14 protein-coding genes are annotated in these 21,306 nt (G+C 72.1%); 8 read left to right on the plus strand and 6 right to left on the minus strand.

From position 1 onward, the window contains the following. Positions 1-166 precede the first annotated feature (166 nt). The gene (locus POL72_RS15550) at positions 167-298 is read left to right on the plus strand and encodes a hypothetical protein (protein WP_272096104.1); all 132 of its coding nucleotides are present in this window, start codon (positions 167-169) and stop codon (positions 296-298) included. A gap of 197 nt (positions 299-495) precedes the next feature. Here POL72_RS15550 and POL72_RS15555 read toward each other — a convergent pair whose 3' ends face one another. From POL72_RS15555 to POL72_RS15570, 4 genes are all read right to left on the minus strand, one after another. Beyond that, positions 496-648 (minus strand): hypothetical protein, encoded by a 153-nt coding sequence (locus POL72_RS15555; RefSeq protein ID WP_272096105.1) that lies wholly within the window; start codon positions 646-648, stop codon positions 496-498. Positions 649-738: 90 nt separating this feature from the next. Next, positions 739-1,098, minus strand: coding sequence for a hypothetical protein (locus POL72_RS15560; protein ID WP_272096106.1), 360 nt, complete (start codon positions 1,096-1,098; stop codon positions 739-741). Positions 1,099-1,779: 681 nt separating this feature from the next. After that, on the minus strand, positions 1,780-2,676 hold the full coding sequence (locus tag POL72_RS15565) for a hypothetical protein (protein WP_272096107.1): 897 nt from the start codon (positions 2,674-2,676) through the stop codon (positions 1,780-1,782). 451 nt (positions 2,677-3,127) lie between these two features. Further along, on the minus strand, positions 3,128-4,027 hold the full coding sequence (locus POL72_RS15570; RefSeq protein WP_272096108.1) for a hypothetical protein: 900 nt from the start codon (positions 4,025-4,027) through the stop codon (positions 3,128-3,130). 321 nt (positions 4,028-4,348) lie between these two features. Here POL72_RS15570 and POL72_RS15575 point away from each other — a divergent pair, with 321 nt between their 5' ends. Continuing rightward, entirely contained in the window at positions 4,349-5,443 is a 1,095-nt protein-coding gene (locus POL72_RS15575; protein WP_272096109.1) for a PEGA domain-containing protein, read from the plus strand. Between the two features lie 71 nt (positions 5,444-5,514). Here POL72_RS15575 and POL72_RS15580 read toward each other — a convergent pair whose 3' ends face one another. Then, positions 5,515-7,239 (minus strand): ABC transporter substrate-binding protein, encoded by a 1,725-nt coding sequence (locus tag POL72_RS15580; RefSeq protein ID WP_272096110.1) that lies wholly within the window; start codon positions 7,237-7,239, stop codon positions 5,515-5,517. Positions 7,240-7,745: 506 nt separating this feature from the next. Here POL72_RS15580 and POL72_RS15585 point away from each other — a divergent pair. From POL72_RS15585 to POL72_RS15610, 6 genes are all read left to right on the plus strand, one after another. After that, entirely contained in the window at positions 7,746-8,609 is an 864-nt protein-coding gene (locus tag POL72_RS15585) for a hypothetical protein (RefSeq protein ID WP_272096111.1), read from the plus strand. Between the two features lie 242 nt (positions 8,610-8,851). Further along, positions 8,852-9,874 (plus strand): hypothetical protein, encoded by a 1,023-nt coding sequence (locus tag POL72_RS15590; protein ID WP_272096112.1) that lies wholly within the window; start codon positions 8,852-8,854, stop codon positions 9,872-9,874. A 57-nt stretch (positions 9,875-9,931) separates the two neighbouring features. Next, a complete protein-coding gene (locus POL72_RS15595; RefSeq protein ID WP_272096113.1) occupies positions 9,932-11,194 on the plus strand; it encodes a PP2C family protein-serine/threonine phosphatase in 1,263 nt (420 codons plus the stop codon). Between the two features lie 118 nt (positions 11,195-11,312). After that, positions 11,313-14,990, plus strand: a complete 3,678-nt coding sequence (locus POL72_RS15600) for an FIST N-terminal domain-containing protein (protein ID WP_272096114.1) — start codon at positions 11,313-11,315, stop codon at positions 14,988-14,990. Between the two features lie 67 nt (positions 14,991-15,057). Next, entirely contained in the window at positions 15,058-18,399 is a 3,342-nt protein-coding gene (locus POL72_RS15605) for a protein kinase domain-containing protein (protein ID WP_272096116.1), read from the plus strand. A gap of 239 nt (positions 18,400-18,638) precedes the next feature. Continuing rightward, the gene (locus tag POL72_RS15610; protein WP_272096117.1) at positions 18,639-20,381 is read left to right on the plus strand and encodes a serine/threonine protein kinase; all 1,743 of its coding nucleotides are present in this window, start codon (positions 18,639-18,641) and stop codon (positions 20,379-20,381) included. A 119-nt stretch (positions 20,382-20,500) separates the two neighbouring features. On the opposite strand, the gene POL72_RS15615 is transcribed toward POL72_RS15610, so the two are convergent. Next, positions 20,501-21,157 (minus strand): superoxide dismutase family protein, encoded by a 657-nt coding sequence (locus tag POL72_RS15615; RefSeq protein ID WP_272096118.1) that lies wholly within the window; start codon positions 21,155-21,157, stop codon positions 20,501-20,503. Positions 21,158-21,306 lie beyond the last annotated feature (149 nt).

The raw sequence follows: 21,306 nt of genomic DNA on the forward strand, positions 1-21,306 counted from the left end.
CCCGCCCGCTGACTCACCTCCGGCGCCGTAGCGCTACTGCGGGAATTCGGCCGGCGAAGCAAACCGCCAAGCCGCCAAGGGCGCCAAGAAAACCTGGGAATAGGGGGGACGCCCGGACGGCCCCCTTTCCCCCATAGGCGTTAACCAAGCTCGTTCGACCACGAACGTGGTCGTGGTCGTGGACGTGAACGTGGTCGTGGTCGTGGTCGTGGTCGTGGTCGTGGTCGTGGTCGTGGTCGTTCACGACCTATCGTTGACGACCACGATCACGACCACGAAAACGAAAACGAAAACGTAAACGTAAACGTAAACGTAAACGTAAACGTAAACGTAAACGTTCGGATGTAGGAGAACGCGGCGCGAAGCTTGGTTAACGCCTATGCCCCTTTCCCCTCTCCCCTTGGCGTACTTGGCGGCTTGGCGGTTTTCTGCTGATCCGGGGCAACTTCCCGCAGTAGGAGTCCGCCGTGGCGAGGAGCTCCTCGGCGTCGCTGATCACACGGCGTCGCGGCGGCTCCAGCGGTGCAGCCCGCCGAGGTCAGTGCTCGCGAGGACGCGTTCTCGCACGTCGGCGGGGACCTCCAGCCCGCAGGCCCCGAGGAAGGCGAGTACGGCCTGGGCCTTGGTCTTCAGGGGGCCCTCCCGCATCCCTTGTGTTGATGAGCCTGCTCGCAGGACCATGAGCCAGCGTGAGCGTCAACGGTTCTCACACCCCGTGGGCTGCCCATCTCCTCGGGGTCATTGACTTCCTTGTCCCGCGGGCGGCGTGTCGCTTCTTTGCAGCGCTCGCGCGCATCGTTCAGCCAAATCATGTATCTCTCGAGCCGATCGACGCGCTTCGTCGCTGTCGAGTCCCGGCGCGATCAGCTGGTTGATGCGCTTGACCACGTCGAGGTTCTCCACTGAGAAGTCGGCCGCTCCGGCGCCGAGCTTCCCCGCTGCGCGAAGCTCGACGAGCTGCTCGTATGCCCGTTCGAACGACGCGAGATTCTCAAGAACCATCTGTCGGTTTGTGACCACAAAAGCCCACTTGGTGACGATGTCGACCATATGTGCCCCGTTGTAGAAATCGACCAGCAACTTCTCGATGTCCGCCATGCTGCCCTCGGCAATGTTCCTGGTTCGTCGGCGTTGCAACGGCCGATCGCAGAGACCTAGTCATTCCCAGAGTAGGAACAAACCTTCGGGAATGGCAGGCTGCCAACTGGATGATTGCCTTGGCGGGCGCCGAATCGACGAGGAGCGCACAGGAACAGCCGCAACGCACGGGCATGCGCGTCTCCACCTTCAGCCGGTGCCTCATGTTCTTCCCCGACTCCGGATGCTTCTCCCATGGGAGGGCGGCGTCAACAGGCGATCCAGCTCGCATTATGTGCGTACTGCATCGAGTCCGCGATCCTGGCGTCGTCGGCCGCGTCCCTGGAGCGGCGGCGTCCGCAGCGCACGGAGCCCGTTGGAGGCGCGGGCCGTCTTGGGAGCGCGCGCCTTATGAGAACGAGGCGATTCCGATCCTGTCGTACCGGACTCCGGGGTATCGGCCGCGTACAGGGCTGCCGGCATTGCCGCCGGCGCTCAAGGAAGCAGCGCGACGGCGCCGGGCCGTGGCGGAGATGCCCGGCGAACGAGGGGGTGAACGGGCCGCAAGCGGGCGCGGCGAGGGCGGGGCAGGGGGCCACGACGTTGCTGGCTGGCTCGGTCCGCCGCGCCCATCCCGTGCGAAGGGCCCGCTCCGGGCCGCGACCGCCGGCGCGCCGTCACCGCCAGCGATGGTGGGTCGGTTCAGGAGCCGGTCGTGGCGAGGAGCTCGCGGGCGTCGCTGATCACGGCGGCGCGTCGGATCCAGCGGTCCAGCTCGTCGAGGTCGGTGCTCGCGAGAACGCGTTCTCGCACCTCGGCGGGGATCTCGAGCCCGCGGGCCTCGAGGAAGACGAGCACCGCCTGCGCCTTCGTCTTCAGGGTGCCCTCGCGCATCCCTTCTTCTCGCCCCTTCGCCACGTAGCTGCGCGCGAATTCGCTCTGAAACTGGTAACCGCTCTTCATCATCGCCTCCAACTTCCGCCTCGCCGCTGCGTTCAGCGAGGATAGCACCAGGTCCCCGTAGACGGCCCGGCGCTCCTCATCGAGCCCGTCCGCCGCCTCGAAAAACGCCACGCCGATCGCCTCTGCCGCCTCGCTCTGTCCGTGCGCCATCGCGGAGAGCACGGCCACCTCGGGCGCCGCCTTCGCCTGCTCGGCGTCGGTGACGACCGGGACGCCCTGGGGCCCGAGCACCAGCGGCGTCAGCGTCCATCCGGGATGACCCGTATCGATCGGCCGCGCGCTCCACCGCGCCATCGCCGCGTTGATGGTCACGACGAGCAGCCGGGTCGGGCAGCGGTGCCGGGCGCGTGTCTGGGTGACGTACACCGGCCAGACGTAGGGCTTGTCCGGGTCCACCCCGAGCTGGACCTCGACGACGATCGCCATCGCGGGCTGCTGCTGCTCGCCGACCAGCAGCACGACGACGACATCCGCGCGGCGGTCGGAGAACACGATCTCGGGGAAATCGGAGGACTCGACGCGCGCCTCCGTGAAGGTCGGGACCGGATGGCCGAGCGCGTCGTGCAGCATCTCGGCGGCGAGCGTGGGCCGGTTCTTGAACAGCTCCACCAGGGCTTCATGGGTCACTGAGGGCATGGAGTGGTCTCACGAGTGGTTGCAATCATGCTGGATTTGCGTGGCGCGCCAGGCTCATGCGGTGGTCCCGCATGGGCCGAGCAGCGTCCTCTCACTCATGAATTCCGGGCATCTCCTCGGGGTCATCACGCCATGTGACCCGAGGGGCCCCGACAGTCAGGGTGCGGCGCTGCGCGTGGGGCTCTCGGAGACACGACCGGACTCAGGCCCTCGTGGTCGTCGACACCGTACCGAGGCCTCGGACATGGCGTCCGCTGTGGCTCTTGCGCAGCTGGCCCTCCGATTCAGCTCAGGGGCCGATTCCTGGCGTCTCACTCAGAAGACGCGGCGAGCGCCGTGAATTGTCGTCTTGAGGGACGAGGCGATTCCGATCCTGTCGTACCGGACGCCGGGGTATCGGCCGCGTCCGGGGCCGCCGGCGCGCCGTCACCGCCAGCGATGGTGGGTCGGTTCAGAAGCCGGTCGTGGCGAGGAGCTCGCGGGCGTCGCTGATCACGGCGGCGCGGCGGATCCAGCGGTCCAGCTCGTCGAGGTCGGTGCTCGCGAGGACGCGTTCCCTCACCTCGGCGGGGACCTCGAGCCCACGGGCTTCGAGGACGGCGAGCACGTCGTGCGCCTTCGTCTTCAGGGTGCCCTCCCGCATCCCTTCCTCTCGCCCCTTCGCCACGTAGCTGCGCGCGAATTCGCTCTGAAACTGGTAACCGCTCTTCATCATCGCCTCCAACTTCCGCCTCGCCGCTGCGTTCATCGAGGATAGCACCAGGTCCCCGTAGACGGCCCGGCGCTCCTGATCGAGCTCGTCCGCCGCCCCCGAAAAAAAGGCCACGCCGATGGCTTCGGCGGCCTCGCTCTGTCCGTGCGCCATCGCGGAGAGCACGGCCACCTCGGGCGCCGCCCTCGCTTGCTCGGCATCGGTGACGACCGGGACGCCCTGGGGCCCGAGCACCAGCGGCGTCAGCGTCCATCCGGGGTGGCCCGTATCGATCGGCCGCGCGCTCCACCGCGCCATCGCCGCGTTGATGGTTACGACCAGCAGCCGGGTCGGGCAGCGGTGCCGGGCGCGCGTCTGGCTGACGTACACCGGCCAGACGTAGGGCTTGTCCGGGTCCACCCCGAGCTGGACCTCGACGACGATCGCCATCGCGCGCCGCTGCTGCTCGCCGGCCAGCAGCACGACGACGACATCGGCGCGGCGGTCGGAGGGCACGATCTCGGTAAAATCGGAGGACTCGACGCGCGCCTCCGTGAAGGTCGGGACCGGATGGCCGAGCGCGTCGTGCAGCATCTCGGCGGCGAGCGTCGGCCGGTTCTTGAACAGCTCCACGAGGGCTTCATGGGTCACTGAGGGCATCGGATCGTCTCACAAGTGGTTGCAGTCATGCTGGATTTGCGTGACGTACCAGGCTCATGCGGTGGATTCCGCACGGGCCGAGCAGTCACCTCCCACCGAGAAATTCCGGGCAGCTCCTCGGGTTCATCACGCCATGTGAATCGCGTGAATCGCGTGTGCCCCTACGGGGCTGCGCGTGGGGCTCTCGGGTGGACGAGCGGACTCAGGTCCTCGGTCGGTTGCGTTCCTGAGACGACGTCAAACCTGTCGTGTAAGAGCCCGATGCCACGCGAGTGTGCGCCGTTGCCGGGCTGGCGACGTCGTTGATAAGGTGGGCTGTACATGACGCGCTTGCGCTTGCGGTCGGTCCTGGTGCGGTGCTGCCTTCTCGGTGCGTTGCTCGGCGCCACGGCGCCCTCGCGCGCGGCGCCCCCGCCCGGGGGCTCGCCGCCGGCGGCCGCGGCGCTGCGCCAGCAGGCGCGGATCGCCTTCTTCGGGCGGCGGTGGGCGGACGCCGAGGCGCGCTTCGAGGCCGCCCTGGCGGCGCCCGACGCCGCCGGGATGACCGAGGTGCAGCAGGCCGAGGTCCTCGGGTATCTCGGGCTCTCCGAGCTGGAGCAGGGCAAGCACCGCGAGGCCGCCGAGCACCTGGGGGAGAGCCTCGATCACGACGCCGTCCTGAAAGAGCCGCTCGTCCGCCGGTTCAAGAGCGGGTTCAACAAGGCGCTGGAGCACGTCGGAAGGATCTACGTGGCTGCTGCCCCGCCCGACGCCGAGGTCCTCCTGGACGGGGAGCCGATGGGCACAGGGGCCACGGTCCTCGAGCTGTTCGTCGATCCGGGGATGCACACGCTGCTGGCCCGCTTGTCGGGGTACGAGGAGCTCTCGCAGCGGGTCGAGATCGCCGCTGGGGCGACGGTCGGCGCGACGCTGACGCTCTCGCGCGTGGCCCCGCCGCCCCCGCCCGCCCCCGAGCCGAGCGCGAAGAAGAGCGCACCGGTCGGGCCGGCCGCGCCCCCGGCGCCGGGGCCCTGGGCGTCGTGGCCGGGGGCGCTGCGGATCGCGGGGATCGCCGTCACGACGGCCGCCGTCTCGTCGGGGGCCGTCTTCATGCTGCGGGCGAGCGCGCTCGACGGGGACATCGACGAGCGGATCGAAGGCCTCAGCCGCGATCCAGCGTGGACCTCGGACGCGTGCTCCAAGGCGCAGCAGCCCTCCGCGTGCCCCGAGCTCCACCGCTTGCGCGTGCAGCGCGACAGGTCCGGCGTCCTCGGGGCCGCGCTCGTCGCGACGGGGGCAGTCGTCGGCGCAGCCACCGTGGCGTCCTTCGTCCCCCACATCTCATTCGACCGATCGAAGCCGGGGACGACCGCGCTCCGTGTCTTGCCAGTGACGACGGCGCACCAGATCGGCGTTGTGGCGCTCGGAGCGTGGTGAGCCCGCCACCGATGAAGGGGATCACCGCCGACGCGGCCTTCGCGGTGTCCGCCGCGAAGGCCCGCGGCGCGTCATCTCGGCCTGAGCTCGGTGAGGACGAGCAGGTACTCCGGCGGGTTGTTCGGCGACAGCTTGGCGTACGGGTTCTCCTTGGTGGGAAAGCCGGTGAAGCGCTTCGTGCTGTACTCGCCCCAGGACGGGTTCTTGAAGAGCGGGATCACCGGCGCGTTCTGCGCGTAGAGCAGCTGCACCTCGTCGAGGATGCGCTTCTGCTCGGCTGACTCCGTCGCTGCCTCGAACTGCTGGAACAGCTTGTCGGCCTCCTTGTCGCCGTAGCGGTGCCAGTTGCGCGCGCTCGCCTCGCCGACGGGCTTCACGAGCTCCGCCGACATGAGATCCCGGTAGTAGTTGTAGGGCGTCGGCTCGACGGTGGTCCACCCCATCGACATGTCGAACGTGCCCTTCTGGAGCGCCTCGAAGAACGCGCTGAAATCGTACGCCTTGAGCGAGGCGTCGATGCCGAGCTGCTTGAGGTTCTGCGTCATGATCTGGACCGCGCGGACCCAGTCGGACCAGCCGGTGACGACGTTGATCTCGAAGCGCATCGGCTCGCCGTCCTTCACCCGGATCCCGTCCGGGCCCGGCGTGTACCCGGCCTCGTCGAGGAGCTGCTTCGCCCTCGCCACGTCGAGCTTCACCCAGTCGCCCGCCGCCACGGCCTTCGGGTTGCGCCAGCGCTCGTAGGAGTCGTCGAGCCCTGTCGCGTCCGCCGGCTGGGTGTAGTCGTTGGACGCGATCTTCACGATCTGCGCCCGATCGATGCCCATGCTGATCGCCTTGCGCACGCGCACGTCGTCGAACGGCTTCTTCGTGCTGTTCGGGTAGAGCGTGGCCATGCCGCCGACGAGCGGGAACCAGTAATGGTGGTTCGCCGGGTCCTTGGCGACATAGACCTTCTCGATCTCGGGGACGAACGCGCCCGCCCAGTCGACCTCGCCGTTGATGATCGCCATATTGACCTGGTCGTTGCCCGGGTACGCCGGGAAGCGCAGCCCATCGACGGCGGGCTTCCCCTTCTGCCAGTAGTTCGGGTTCTTGCCGAGCTCGTACACCTGGTTCTGAAAGGTCTTGATCTCGGTGAACGGCCCTGTCGCCACGGGGGTCTCGTTCGCGTACGTGACCGGATCGGCGACGTCCTTCCACTTGTGCTCCGGCACGATCGGCTGGTGGCCGATGTAGCTGAGCCCCGGGACGTACGGCCGCTTCAACGCGAACTCGACCGTCGTGTCGTCCGTCGCCTTCACGGACTCGACGAACTTCCACACCCCCGAGAGGTCGAGCGCGGGGTGCTTCTTCAGGAGCTCGAACGTGAAAGCCACGTCCTTCGCCGAGAACGCCTGTCCATCCGACCACTGGACGCCGGAGCGCGTCGTGAAGGTGAGCCTCTTGTTCCCATCGCTCCACGCGTATTTCGTGGCGAGCCACGGCGTGTACTCGCCCTTCATCGTGTTGAAGATGAGCATCGGCTCGTAGATGCCGGCGAGCGTCGGGAATCGCACGCTCCCCTCGGCGAGCAGGGGGTTGAAGCTCCGCACCCAGGAGGCCTGCTGCTCCCTCGATATCGTGACCATCGAGGCGCCCTTCGCCGCAGGCGTCGGCGCGGACGCCGCCGACCCCTCCGGAGCGCCACGCGCCGCCTCGGCTTTCTCCTTGGAAGAGCAACCGGCGGCGGCGCCGGCGGAAAGCATCAGCGCCGATAGAAAGAAGATGCGACGCGGCATAAGTCCAGTCTTCATGACAAGCCTCTCCGCGCGGGCGACGTCCGGTCCCCGCGACGCTCCATCCCCGTGACAGCGCGCGGCGCCGTCGCCCGGCAGACAAGGGCCGACGGACGACCGCGCGAGGTCCTCCACGCCACGCCGTGGTCGGCATGGCATGGACGACTTTACCGGTTAAGTCATGTGGGTGTCAACGCGCAAACGTGGCAGTCGCCGCGCGCTCCGTCGCCGCCGTCCGGCGAGGGAGGGCGAGGGACGGCGAGGGATGGCGAGAGCTGGAGACTTGAAGCCTGGCCGAGCGGGTCGTGCGCCCGCGTGCCCGTGCGCCCCGACAGGCGAGCACGGGGCTCACCCACGCGTGGTGCTCGTTGATTCCGGACCTCCTCCTTCATGCTTCATGTCGCAGAGAATGCGCTGCTCGAAAGTTAACCATGTTGACAAACCATCGTTGAAAACGATAGAGGTCGGAGTGTTGTCCTGAACTTGAAATCGACTCACTTCCCCTCTGCCAAGGAGCTCCTCCCATGAGATCGAAGACGCTGGTGAACAAGCCCTGGAGCGCTCATCTCGGCTCGGCGTTGGCGCTGCTCGTCGCTCCCCTGGCGCTCGGCTGCGTGGGCGAGGTGGGCCATGAGGACGAAGGGGCCCTGGACGAGGCCGTCGGGGAGGCCCAGGCGGCGGTCGGCTGGTCGGGGTACAGCTGGGGATGCGGGGGGAGCTGCGAGCTCAACCTGGGGACGGACGTCGACCGGACGTGCTTCCTCGCAGGCGTCTGGGGCAAGCTCGGGGCCAGCTCTCAGGCCTCGGTGCGCGTGCAGCGATCGGGCGGCGACTGGATACTCGACGTCGACGCCGCCAGCGGCCAGAACCTGGGCGCCAACGCCGTGTGCGTCAACACGGCGGAGAACAGGACGGGTCAATACACCTGGACCTGGGGACCGGGGGATGGCCTGCCGACGAGCATGGGGTTCGGCACGTCGTCACGGCGGTGCTTCCTCACGCAGGTGATCAGCAACGGCGCATTCAGGTTCAACAACTGGATCACGGACTACGCGAGGGTGCGAAAAGACGCCTCGGGCGAATGGTTCCTCGAGGGCGTCAGCACCACGGGCGTGGATACCCCGGTGACGGCCACGGTGAAGGCCATCTGCGTGGATGTGCCGCAGAACTACGGTGCCTGGCAGTGGCTCGCCGGCAACAACCACCGCATCGATCCTCTGGCGAGCAATTCGGTCGGCGGGGTGGCGTGCGGCATGACAGGGCTGGGCGGGCCCTTCACGTCGAACACCTGGACCGATGGCGTCTGGCTCGAGTACAATCCAACAACGCTCGACTGGGAGCAGCACACCGTCAACAACAAGACGGCCTGGTCTCAGTGCGTCCGGTGACCGGCGCGGCGGCTTGACGGCGGCTCGACGGAGCGATGCCGTGCAGGGCCCGGATCCGGCGCTCGGCGGCGACGCCGCCTCTGCATGTGCGGTCGTCTGCGGGGGCGAGCGCCCCCCCGCGCCTCCACGCCCACGCGGCGGCTCGGCGTCTTCACGGCGCCTCTCGGACGCGCGCTGTGATGTAATGGGCCGTGTCCACCCCCGGGGCAGCCGGTGCCAGGGGGATAACCCGCGGTGAGCCCTTGAGCGCCTCTCCTCCCAAAGCGACCATCGCCGTCCTCGAGCGGAACCGCGTCGTCGGCCAGCGCATCGCCCGCGTGATGGCGGCGGCCTCCGGCCTGCAGGACGTGCCCGTCGCCAGCGATCCCGCCGAGCTGCGCGCCCGGCTGTCCGAGCGACCCCTCCTGCTCGGCTGCGACGCCGCCGATCTCGACCTCGCGCTCGAGTGGGCGGCCGAGCGATACCCCAGCATGCACCTGCTCGTGTGGACCTCGGGCAGCACCGACGCGATCCTCCACGCCGCCCTCAAGGAGCCCCGCCTCTCCAGCATCGTCGGCTGGCCGAGCTTCGCCTCCATGCCGCGGCCCTGGGAGATCGCCCTCGCCGTCCGCCGCATCCTCAAGCCGCTCGCCCTGCCGCCTCGCCTCTCCGACCTGCTCTCCTGGGGCGCCACCATCGTGAAATGGCGCCCCCGCACGAGCGACGACCGCGACCGCACCGTCACCGAGGTCGCGCACTGGGCCGAGCGCTCCGGCGCCCCCGCGCGCGTCGCCGAGCGGCTCGCCGCCCTCGCGCACGAGCTGCTCATGAACGCGATGTACGACGCGCCCGTCGACCGCCGCGGCCGCCCCCGCTACGCGCACGACAGGCGGCGCGACGTCGTGCTCGAGGAGAACGAGATCCCCACCCTGCGCCTCGGCACCGACGGCGCGTACCTCGCCCTCCAGGCCCACGATCCGTTCGGCGGCCTCCGGCGACACCACGTCTTCGAGGGCATCACCCGCGGCCTGAGCGCCCGCGGCGCCGACGCGGCCAGCTCCCCCGTGCTCGACACCTCGCGCGGCGGCGCCGGCCTCGGCATGCTCAAGATCTACGCGGCCGGCGCCGTGCTGGTCGTCGACGTGTCGCCCATGGCCTCGACGATGGTCACCTCCTTCTGGGACCTCGACGTCAACCCGCGCGAGTTCCGCTCGCTCCCGGCGTCCCTCCACTTCTTCGAGCGCTCCACGCCGGCGATGGAGACGCTGGAGCGGACCGGGTGGTGACGCCCGCGCTCGCCGCGCGCGGCGCGAGAGGACGGCGAGCCGGCCGAGGCGGGCGCCATGGCTGAGATCGATCCGCTCCTCGCGCGGCAGCTCAGGCGCCTCGGGCTCGAGGACCTCGGCGAGCCGCCCGACAAGGAGACCTGGCACAAGGTGGTCGCGCGCATCAGCGAGCACTACCGCCACGTCGCCGACGACCGGAGCCTGCTCACCCGCTCGCTCGACCTCTCCACGAACGAGATGGGCGCGCTGCACCGCCAGCTCCTGGCCGAGCGGGACCGCCTGCGCAGCGTCGTCGTGGCCATCGGGGACGCGCTGACCATCTTCCACGACGCCGCGAGCTCGCAGGTCGAGCCGTCGCGGCCGATCGAGGTCGGCTCGACGATCTCCACGGCCAAGCGGCGCTTCGCGTCGAAGCTCGGCGAGCTCTTCTCCCTGAGCGGCGCCGCGCAGGCCGCGCCTGGCAGCGCGACCCAGGACGCCGCAGGCGCGAGCGGCTCGGACGAGGCCATCAACGAGGTCCGCGTCCAGCTCGTCGCGCTCGGGGATCGTCTGGTGCAGCTGCTCTACGACACGGCGGAGAAGGCGTCGCTGAAGAAGCAGCTCGAGGTCGCGCGCGCCGTCCAGCAGATGCTCGTTCCGAGCGAGGACGTCATCGAGCGGCCGTCCCTGCGGCTCGCCAGCCACTTCCAGCCCGCGGCGGAGTGCGGCGGCGACTGGTGGACGTTCCACGATCTGCCGGACGGCAGGCTGCTCACCGTCGTCGGCGACGTGACCGGGCACGGCATCTCGTCCGCGATCATCACGGGGGCGGCGAAGGCCGCCTGCGACGTCGTGCGCACGTTCGCGCGCGAGCAGCTCAGCCCGGCGCAGCTGCTCCGGGTCATGAACTGCTCGATCTTCGAGGCGGGGCAGCAGAAGTTCCTGATGACGTGCGCGGCGTGCATCTTCGACCCCGCAGCCGGCTCGCTGACCCTCGCGAACGCCGGGCACCCGTTCCCCTACCTGGTCAGGAACAGCGCGATCCGGCAGCTCGCCGCGCAGGGCGAGCCGCTCGGGGCGGCGAGCTCGGCCGAGTACACGTCGAGCACCATCGCCCTGGAGGGCGGCGACGCCCTGCTCTGGTTCACCGACGGCGTGACCGAGTGCGAGAACGAGTCGAGCGAGCAGTTCACGGAGAAGCGGCTGCGATCGCTCTTCCAGAGCGTGGCCGCCGGCGCGCCCGAGGAGGCGAGGGACGCGATCGTCGAGGCGGTGTCCAGGTTCCGCGGCGAGCGCGCCCTCGACGACGACGTGACGCTCGTCGTGGCCCGCGTGTCGTAGGGCGCCACGAGGACGACGGGCGTGCGAGCGAGCTCGACCGCCGCGTCATGGCGCCCGTCCCGTCACGACATGACGCCGGTCGCCGCCCGCGTGCGGTAGCCTGAGAGCGCGGAGCTCCATGATCCTCGAGACCTTCCACTACGATCGGGACACCAAGAAGTGGTCCGTGCGGGTGCTGCCGGTGCTCGACAGCGAGCGGACGCTGGTGCTGGCGTTCGGGGCGCCGGAGCTCCTCGACGACCCCGGGGCGATCCGGGAGCTGCGGCGCGCGTACCCGCGGTCGCACGTGGTGGGGTGCTCGAGCGCGGGGGAGATCGCGGGCACGTCGGTGCGCGACGGGACGCTGACGGTGGCGGTGGCGCGGTTCGAGCGGACGGCGCTGGCGACGGCGCAGGTGGAGGTGGCGAGCGCGTCGGAGTCGTTCGCCGCGGGGCAGGCGCTGGCGCGCAAGCTGGAGCGGCCGGGGCTGCGCGGGGTGCTCGTGCTGTCGGAGGGGCTCGGGGTGAACGGCAGCCAGCTGGTGCGCGGGCTGAACGCGGTGCTGCCGGAGTCGGTGGTGGTGACCGGGGGCCTGTCCGGGGACGGGACGCAGTTCAAGCGGACGTGGGTGTGCGCGGGGGACGTGGTGCGCAGCGGGCTCGTGGCGGCCGTGGGGCTGTACGGCGAGCACGTGGTGATCCAGCACGGGTCGAAGGGCGGCTGGGACAAGTTCGGGCCGGAGCGCGTGGTGACGCGCTCGGAGGGCAACGTGCTCTACGAGGTCGACGGCCGCCCGGCGCTGGCGCTGTACAAGGAGTACCTCGGGGACAAGGCGGCGGAGCTGCCGGCGTCGGCGCTCCTGTTCCCGCTGGCGTTGCGCGCGACGGCGCAGGACGAGAAGGCGCTGGTGCGGACAGTGCTGGCGGTGGACCACGACGCGCAGTCGCTGACGTTCGCGGGGGACGTGCCGAGAGGGCACCTCGTGCAGCTGATGAAGGCGGACTTCGAGCGGCTGATCGGGGGCGCGGAGCAGGCGGCGAGGGCGGCGAGCGAGGCGGGCAAGGCGGGCGGGGACAATGCGCTGGCGATCGCGATCAGCTGCGTGGGGCGCCGGATCGTGCTGGGCGACCGGACCGAGGAAGAGGTCGAGGCGGTGCTGGACGTGCTGCCGAAGGGCACGCAGGTGACGGGGTTCTACTCGTACGGGGAGATCTCGCCGTACGCGACCGGCCACTGCGACCTGCACAACCAGACCATGACCCTCACCGTGCTCTCCGAGGCGCTCACGCCGCTCGTCAGGAGCGAAGGCCCGAGGGAGCGGAGGCCGCGCGCCGCGAAGCGCGCGCCGGCCGTGGCGGCGCGCGTGGTCGCGCAGCCGGCCGGCGGGATGGCGGAGTTCGAGGAGCTCGAGATCGCGTCGGACTCGACCTTCACGTCCGAGACCGCCTTCGACGCGCCGGCGTCGGCGTCGAGCGCGGCGCCCGGGCCGTCGCCGCTGTCCCCGGCGCGCGAGGGCGAGGAGCCGCGGCCGACCGTCCGGGTGCCGCCGCCGAACGGCCGCAGGGCGTCGCGCCCGCACAGCGCCGAGCCTGCCTCGGGGCCGGTCTCGTCGGGGCACAGCCCGACCACCGTGGACCGGCCGCCGCCGGCCGCCTGGGCGCACCGCGCCGCGCCGACGCGGAGCGTGCCGCCCGCCGGCGCCGCCGGCCGCCTCGACAGCCTCGCGTTCGATCGGCGCACGATCGGCGACGTCCTCGTCGTCCGGCTCGCCGGGCGCATGACCGAGGCGTTCAAGGGGGCGGCGCTCGCGCGGGAGCTCGAGGGCAAGGTCCTGCTCGATCTGGCCGGCGTCGAGCGGATCACGTCGTTCGGCGTCCGCGAGTGGCTCCAGATGATCCACGCGGCCCAGCCGCGCCTCCGCGCCCTCTACCTCGCGCGCTGCTCCGAGCCGGTCATCAACCAGCTCAGCATGATCCGGCGGTTCGCCGGCAACGGGCGGGTCGTCTCGTTCTACGCGCCGTACTGCTGCGAGTCGTGCGGCGCCCAGTTCGAGCGCCTCGTCGACTGCGCCCACGACGCGGCCTCGCTCGCCGAGGGCAAGGCGCCCGACGCGGTGTGCCCCCGCTGCGAAGGCGCGGGCGCCTTCGACGACGACGCGGAGACGTATTTCGGGTTCGTCGCCCAGCACGGCGCCGGCGCGATCCCGCCGGAGGTGCGCGAGATCCTCCTCGAGCTCGAGCGGTCCGACGAGCCGGCCGTCGGCGACGTGGTGGAGAAGTCCGTCGAGGGGCGCGTCACGCGCCTCAAGGTGGGCAGCAAGCTGACCGCCACGCTCCGCTGGAGCCGCATCATCGACGGCCTCGAGGGCCAGGTCGTCTTCGACCTGAGCAACGTCCCCGCGGTCACCGCCGACGGCGCGGCGCGCTTCGAGTCGGCGCTCTGCAAGATCGACGGCGCCGTCGAGGCGATCCGCATCGAGGGCTGTCCCCGGCTTCTCGCCGAGCGCACGGCGGGCCCCTCGTGGCCCGAGCGCGCGAGGATCGCGTCCGCGGTCGTCGAGGGCCGCTGCGCGTCGTGCAGCGCGATCCGGACGGTGCTCGTCGAGGTCGATCGGCGCGCGCCCCTGCTCCACGGCGGCCAGGACCCGGGCGTCACCTGCAAGCGCTGCAACACGCCGCTCGCCTTCGACGGCTCCCGCTCGCTGCTCTACCTCCTCGGCGCCCACGCGGCGCGCGCCCCCTCGGCCCCGCTGCCGCCCGCCCTGCCTCCAGCGAGCTCGCAGCAGCAGCCGGCCGCGGCGCCCGAGGCGCAGCAGCACACGAGCGCCGCCGCGCCGCAGCAGCGCGGCGCGGGCGGCAACGCGGCGTTCCTCGCGCTGCTCGGCGGGGTGGCGCTCGCGGCCGTCGGCTTCGCGGCGTGGCGCGGCGGCGTCGGCCACGCAGCAGCGCCCGCGGCCTCGGCAGCGCCCGTGGCCTCGGCAGCGCCTGCGGCCTCGGCGGCGCCTGCGGCCTCGGCGGCGCCTGCGGCCTCGGCGGCGCCCGCGGGCCAGGCGCGCGCGCCGGCGCCGCCCGCGAGCGGCCCCGGCACGGCGGGCTGGTCGGTCATGGACGACCTCCCGCCCGCGTGGGTCGAGCGGCCGTTCGTCATCGAGGGCGAGAGCGTGCTCGTCGTCGGCCGCGGCGGCCCCGCGGCCAGCGAGTCGGGCGCGCTCGCGGCGGCGCGCAACGGCGCGCTCGAGCGCCTCACGTCCGGCCTCGCCGCCGAGCTCGCGGGCTCCCCCGCGGCCGAGCTGGTCGTCGCGCAGCCGCCGGCCGACGCCGGGCCGGCGCAGCGCGCGGAGATCGTCGAGCGCATCGCCGGGCGCTTCCTTGCGCAGGTCGGCGCGTTCGCGACGCCCGAGCGCGTCGACGCCGTCGTGCGGCGGGAAGGCGACGGCGTGCTCGCCTTTGCGCGCTACAGGCTGCCCCGGGAGAGCTTCGACGCGGCCGCGGAGCTCTACCGCCAGACGGCCACGTTCCAGGGGCTCACCGTGGCGCGCTTCTTCCCGCAGCTCGAGGCGAGGGTACGCACCTCCGGCGAGCTCGTCGTCGTCGCGGCGGAGCGCTCGCAGCGCGGCGCGGATCCAGGGGTCGTCGCGGGGGACATCGTACTGTCGGTCAACGATCGCCCCGTCCAGTCCGTCGAGATCTTCGGGAAGGCCGCGGCGGACGCGTGGGCGCGCACGCCGGCCGGTGGTACGATGACGCTCCAGATCGAGTCGCGCGGTGAGCGCCGCAGCGTGAGCTTCGCGAAATCCCAGGCCGAAGGCCCTCGATGAGCACCATGTCCGCCCGCCGCGCTCCTGGAGAAGTGACGCCGCCGGCCCGCGCGATGGAGGCGGTCGAATGACCGAGCGCTACGCCGCCGGCCCCATGAGCGTCGGCTCGCGCCACCCCTCCACGCTCGGCAGGTACCGGCTGATCAAGAAGATCGGCATGGGCGGCATGGCCGAGATCTGGGTGGCCTCGGTCGCGGGCATGTCGGGCGTGCGGAAGATCTGCGTGGTCAAGCGCATCCTCCCGCACCTCGTCGACAGCCCCGAGTTCGTGCGGATGTTCCTCGACGAGGCGCGCATCGCCGCCACCCTGGACCACCCCAACCTCGTCCAGATGTACGACGTCGAGGACGTCGACGGCGTGCCGGTCATCGCGATGGAGTACCTCCACGGCGAGGATCTCAGGACCGTCAGGAAGTCGCTCCGGTCGGCGAACCGGCGGATGCCGATCGAGCACGCGATCACCATCGCGGCGGGCGTCGCGGCCGGGCTCCACTACGCGCACGAGAAGGTCGGCTTCGACGGCAAGCCGCTCGACATCGTCCACCGCGACGTGTCCCCGCACAACGTGATCGTCACCTACGACGGGGCCGTGAAGATCCTCGACTTCGGGATCGCGAAGGCGGCGAACCGCGTCAACGAGACGCGCGACGGCGCGCTCAAGGGCAAGGTCCCGTACATGTCGCCCGAGCAGTGCACGAGCGAGCACCTCGATCGCCGGAGCGACATCTACTCGGTCGGCCTGCTGCTCTACGAGATGTCGACGGGGAGCCGGATGTTCCGGCGCGGCGCAACCGAGTTCGAGCTGATGCGGGCGATCGTGGAGGACCCCGTGCTGCCGCCGAGCGAGGTCTGCGCCGACTACCCGCCGGGGCTGGAGCGCATCCTGCTCAAGTGCCTGGAGCGGGATCGGGAGAAGCGGTACGCGACCGCGAGGGATCTCCAGATCGACCTCGAGGCGTTCGCCCGGGAGGAGCGGCTCGCCACCTCGGCGCTCGCCCTGTCGTCGTTCATGTCGGAGCTGTTCGGCCAGCGCGTGGAGGTGTGGCGGGGCGCGCTCGCCTCGGGGGAGGACCTCGAATCGCACATCGTCGAGAAGCAGGAGCCGATACAGAACGAGGACTCCTTCGCGGGCGCGCTCGACGCCGTGGCCGAGGCGCCGCAGGCCGTCGAGACCGGCCGCCCCGGCGGGGTCGCCACGAAGCTCTCCGCGCCGCTCTTCGCGGCGTCGCGGCCCGACGCAGCGGGGGATCCGGACACGCCACCGCGCTCCAGGAGGCTCCCCGCGCTGTCGCTCGCGGACGCCGGCGCCGGCGTGGAGGGCGCGGAGCCCGAGGGGGCGCACGGGCACGGCCCGCGGGCCCTCACGGTGACCAAGCGGAGGCTGGGCAGCCTGCTCATCGTCTCGCTGTCGGGGCGGATGACCGAGGAGCTCCAGGGCCTCGCGGTCGCGCGCGGCATCTCCGGCCGCGTGCTCTTCGATCTGGGCGGGGTGCAGCGGGTCACGTCGTTCGGCGTGCGCGAGTGGATGGCGATGCTGGCCGAGGTGTCGCGGAGCGCGTCCGAGATCTACATCGGCCGCTGCACCGAGCCGATCGTGAACCAGATCAGCATGATCCGCCGCTTCTTCGGGGACGGGCGCGTCGTGTCGTTCTACGGCCCGTACCGGTGCGAGCGCTGCGGCGCCGCCTTCGACCGGCTGTTCGACTGCGACAGGGACGCGCACCTCGTCAGGACGCACGAGCCGCCCGCGAGCCCCTGCCCGCGCTGCGGCGCGGCGGCGGTGTTCGACGACGACGCCGAGAGCTACTTCGCGTTCGCGGCGAGCCAGGCGGGGATCGATCTGCCGGCGGACGTGCGGGCCGCGCTCGACGAGCTCGCGCGGCTCGACGCGGGGACCCACGAGGCGATCGAGAAGACGGTCGACGAGCGCGGGACCCGCATCCGCGTGCGCTGCAAGCTCGACGCGCACGTCCGGTGGAAGCGCGCGCTCGACGGGATCGAGGGGCCGCTGGTCCTCGATCTCGCGGGCGCGGCGGGGGTGACGTCCGAGGGCGCGAGGGCGCTCGCGCTGTCGCTCCGCGCGCTGGGCGGCGAGGTGACGTCGATCCAGATCGAGGGCTGTCCGGTGGTGCTGCTCGAGCACCTCGCCGCGGAGAGCCCCCCGCTGCGCGCGGAGGTGGTCTCGGCGATCGTCGACGGCACCTGCGAGCGGTGCAACGCGCCCCGGCAGACGCTGCTCGACGTGAAGGAGGCCGCGCAGGCCGCCCGCGACGATCGGGAGCCGTACGTGCCGTGCAAGCGGTGCAACGCGCCGCTCGCGTTCCCGTGGCTCCGGCCGGCGCTGAAGCGCCTCGGCGCCGCGCCGGAGCCGGCGCCCACGCTCGCCGGGGCGCATGAGCCGGCGACGAAGCGGTCTGCCGCCGGGGGGCATGTGACGGGGGCGGGGGCCGGGGCGCCCGTTGGCGCAGCAGCGTCGGCAGGCGCAGCGGCATCGGCGGGCGCCGCGGCGCCGGCAGCGGCGCCGGCGGGGGCGTCTCCGTCGGCCGCGGCCGTCTCGGCGGCCGGAGGCTCCAAATCGCGCGGGGTGCTCGCGGCGTTCGCGGCGGGAGCGCTGCTCGTCCTCGCCGTGGCCTTCGCCTACCAGGCCCGGGGACGCTCGCGCCCCGCCGCCGGGGCGGCCCCGCCGCCCGCGCCGAGCTCGGGGTGGCGCGCGGCGCCGCCGGTCGAGGAGGGCCCTCCGTGGATGGACAGGCCGTTCACCGCCGAGGGCGACGCGATCTTCGTTGTCGGCGAGGGCTCGGGCGCCAGCCGAGAGGCGGCGCTCGCGGTCGCGCGCGCCGACGCGATCTCCCGGCTCGCGAGCAACGTCGTGCCGGCGCTCGCGGGGTCGCAGGCGTACGGCTTCATCCAGGCGCACGGCGGCGGCGCGCGGCGCGCCGGCATGGCGGAGGCCGAGGCGAGCCGCTACCTGAAGCAGGTCGGCGCGTTCGCCACGCCCGAGCGCGTCGACGCGCGCTTCCAGGAGCGCGACGGCGCGGTGGCGGCCGTCGCGCGCTACCGCATGCGCAAGGAGAGCTTCGACGCGGCCGTGCAGAGCTACCGGAGGACGGTCAGCGCGCTCGGGCTGACCGCGGCGCCCCTCTTCCCCCTGCTCGAAGGCGAGCTGAAGACGAGCGGAGACGCCGTCGTTGTCGCCGTGGAAGACCGCGGCCCCGCCGCGGCCGCGGGCGTCCGCGTCGGCGACGCGGTGGTCGCGATCAACGGCCGGCCGGTCGTCAGCTTTGAAGCGATGCGTCATGCGCTGCCGAGCGCGCAGGAGGGGGCCACCCTCGAGCTCACGCTCGAGTCGGGCGGCGCGCGGCGGACGGTCGCGATCAAGAGGCCGAGCGCGGCGCGGGAAGGGGGCTGAGCCGGGGCGGGCCGCGCCGGCGGGCCGCGCCGGGTAGTGCGCTCCTTGGAGCGCGGCGGCGCTCGGCGTCGGTGAGAGTGTCCGCGACATCGCGCCGCGCCGATGCGCGAACGTCGCACCGGCCAGCAGAGGGCGCAGAGGGCCAGATGCGCGGCGCCTCGGCATCGGCTGTCCGGCCGACGATCGGCTGCGCTATGCTGGCTGCCGCGGCGCGGCGCTCTCGGTCGGAGGTTTCGAACATGCGCGGCCTGGAAGAGATCGAAGGGCTGGAGGTCGGAACCCTGATCGCCGGCAAGTACCGCGTGGACCGGCTGCTCGACAAGGGCGCGATGGGCGCCGTCGTCGCCGCGACCCACGTCGATCTCGACGAGCTCCGGGCGATCAAGGTGCTCCTGCCGGCGACCGCGGCCGATCCGGAGATGTGCGGGCGCTTCCTGCAGGAGGCGCGGATCGCGTCGCGGCTCAGGAGCGAGCACGCGGTCAAGGTGCACGACGTCGGGCGGCTCGAGAACGGGCTGCCGTACATGGTGATGGAGTTCCTCGATGGCCGCGATCTCCGGGTCATCCGCAAGCAGCGGGGCCCGCTGCCGGTGGAGGAGGCGACGCTCTACGTCATCCAGGCGTGCGACGCGCTCGCGGAGGCGCACGCGCTCGGGCTCGTGCACCGCGACGTGAAGCCGGCCAACCTCTTCTTGACGCACACCCGCGAGGGGACGCCGTGCATCAAGGTGCTCGACTTCGGCGTCTCCAAGGTGTCGCAGGCGGCGCTCCTCGGCGTCGCCGAGATGCGGACCAGCACGGGCCAGATGCTGGGCACGCCCCACTACATGCCGCCCGAGCAGATGCGCGGGCAGCGCGACGTCGACGCGCGCGCGGACATCTGGGCGGTCGGGTCGCTCCTCTACGTGCTGCTCACCGGCCGGTATCCCATGCACGCGCGCTCCGTCCAGACGGTCTCGCTCGTGCTCGGGGGCAAGTTCGTGCCGCAGCTGCCGTCGAAGGTCTGCCGCGGGCTCTCGCCGGAGATCGATCCGATCATCATGCGGTGCCTCGAGCGGGACCGCGACAAGCGCTGGCCCGACCTGGCGGAGCTCACGCTGGCGCTCCGCCCGTTCGCGCCGCCCGCTGCCCAGCCGCTCGTCGACCGCATCCAGCGCATCCTCCGCGGGGGCCTGCGCGACTCGCTGGCCGGGGCGCGCCCCGGCGTGGACGGCAGCGACGCGGGGGAGCGCGGCTCGATCCCCACCACCATGGGCTCCGGCCCATCCACCGGCGGCATGGCGACCGAGCTGCGCCCGGAGCTGCCGCCTCCCGTGTTCTCTGCGACTCCTGCGGACGACGATCCCGCCGAGCGGAGCGAGGTGGCCACGGTCCCGGACCGCTCGCGCGCCCGTGCGGCGGAGGCCGACGTGGTGGAGCGGAGCGAGGCGGCGACGGTCTCGGACCGCCCTCGCGCCCAGGCGGAGGCGGATACGGCGGAGCCGAGCGAGGCCGTCACGGTCTCGGAGCGCCCTCGCGCCCGGGCCGAGGCCGGTCCTGCGGAGCGGAGCGAGGCGGCGACCGGCTCGGGCCGCCCTCGCGCCCACGCGGAGGTGGATCCGGCGGAGCGGAGCAAGGCGGCGACGATCCCGGACCACGCGCGCGCCCGGGCGGAGGCCGGTCCTGCGGAGCGGAGCGAGGCGGGGACCGGCTCGGGCCGGCCGCAGACCCGGGCCGAGGCCGGCCGCGCCGCGCTGGGCGCGGCCGGCCCAGCTCCGGCGAGGGCGCGCGTCGAGGAGGACTCCGACGAGACGACGATCGCCGACACGCTCCGGCGGCTGCGCTCGCCCTTCAGGGCGGGCTTCGTCCTGGCGGCGGTGGCGGCGGCGATCGTCGTCGCGCTGCTGGCCAGCGGAACGCGGCCCGAGGAGCGGCCGTCGGGCTCCAGCGCTTCCGGGCCGTCGGGGGTAAAGGGCGATCCGGTCAGCGTTCCGCCCCGGTGACAACGGAGAGCGAGACTCCCGCCCTGCGGGCGCTCGGGGAGAGGCCCCCTCAGGACGGGCGGCGAGGTGGAGTCAACGTGTCCTGAGCGTGGAGCGGCGGACCGCGCCGCGCGCGGCTCTCACTTGCCCTGCGAGATGACGCCGCAACCGATGCGGCCACCGGCGTTTCCGGCGGGCTGGCTGCCGTCATCCGCCTTCTCGTGGACGATGATGGCGCGGCCGAGGAAGGTGTTCGGGGCGCCCTCCTTGAGATTCGCGCCCTTGGCGATGATCTCATGGGCGCCGGTCCCATCGGCCTTGACCTCGATGTTGCCGAGATCGCCGAGGTGGTGAGGCGCGCCGTCGGGGATGCCGTGCGGGTGGTTCTCGGGGTTGTAATGCGCGCCCGCGCTCTTCGCGTCCGGCGCGCTGCAATCGCCGGTCTCGTGCACGTGGACGGCGACCTTGCCCTTGGGAGCGCCCGAGATCTGGACGGCGACCTTCACGCCGCCCTCGACCTCGGTGAAGGTCGCGGTGCCCTTGAGCTTCGACTTGGTCCGCGCCTCGATGGGCACCGAGATGCTCACCGGCGGCGCAGGCGGCGCGGCCTCCGGCGCCGCGGCCGGCGGGGCGGCCTCGGGCGCCGCGGCCGTGGGCGCCGCGGGCGCCTCCGGCGCAGGCTGCGCGGGCTGGGCGGGGACGTCGGGGACCGCGGGGGCCGGCTCGGGCGCGCCGCCACAAGCGGTGGCGCCCAGGACGAACGAGGCGAGCAGCGAGAGACGATAGGCCGGTTTCATCACAGCGGAGACCTCCAGGTTCGTGAGGCGTTGGACCTCCGCCGTCTCGTAGAGCGGTCCTGGCGAGCGATCAATCGGCGAACCCGACATTCGTCAGGCGCGCCGGCTCCAGGCGCGCGCTGCCGCGTCGCCGCGGCCTGCGCCGCGCG

Origin of the sequence: Sorangium aterium, from assembly GCF_028368935.1 — a bacterium.
Taxonomy (GTDB): Bacteria; Myxococcota_A; Polyangia; order Polyangiales; family Polyangiaceae; genus Sorangium; species Sorangium atrum.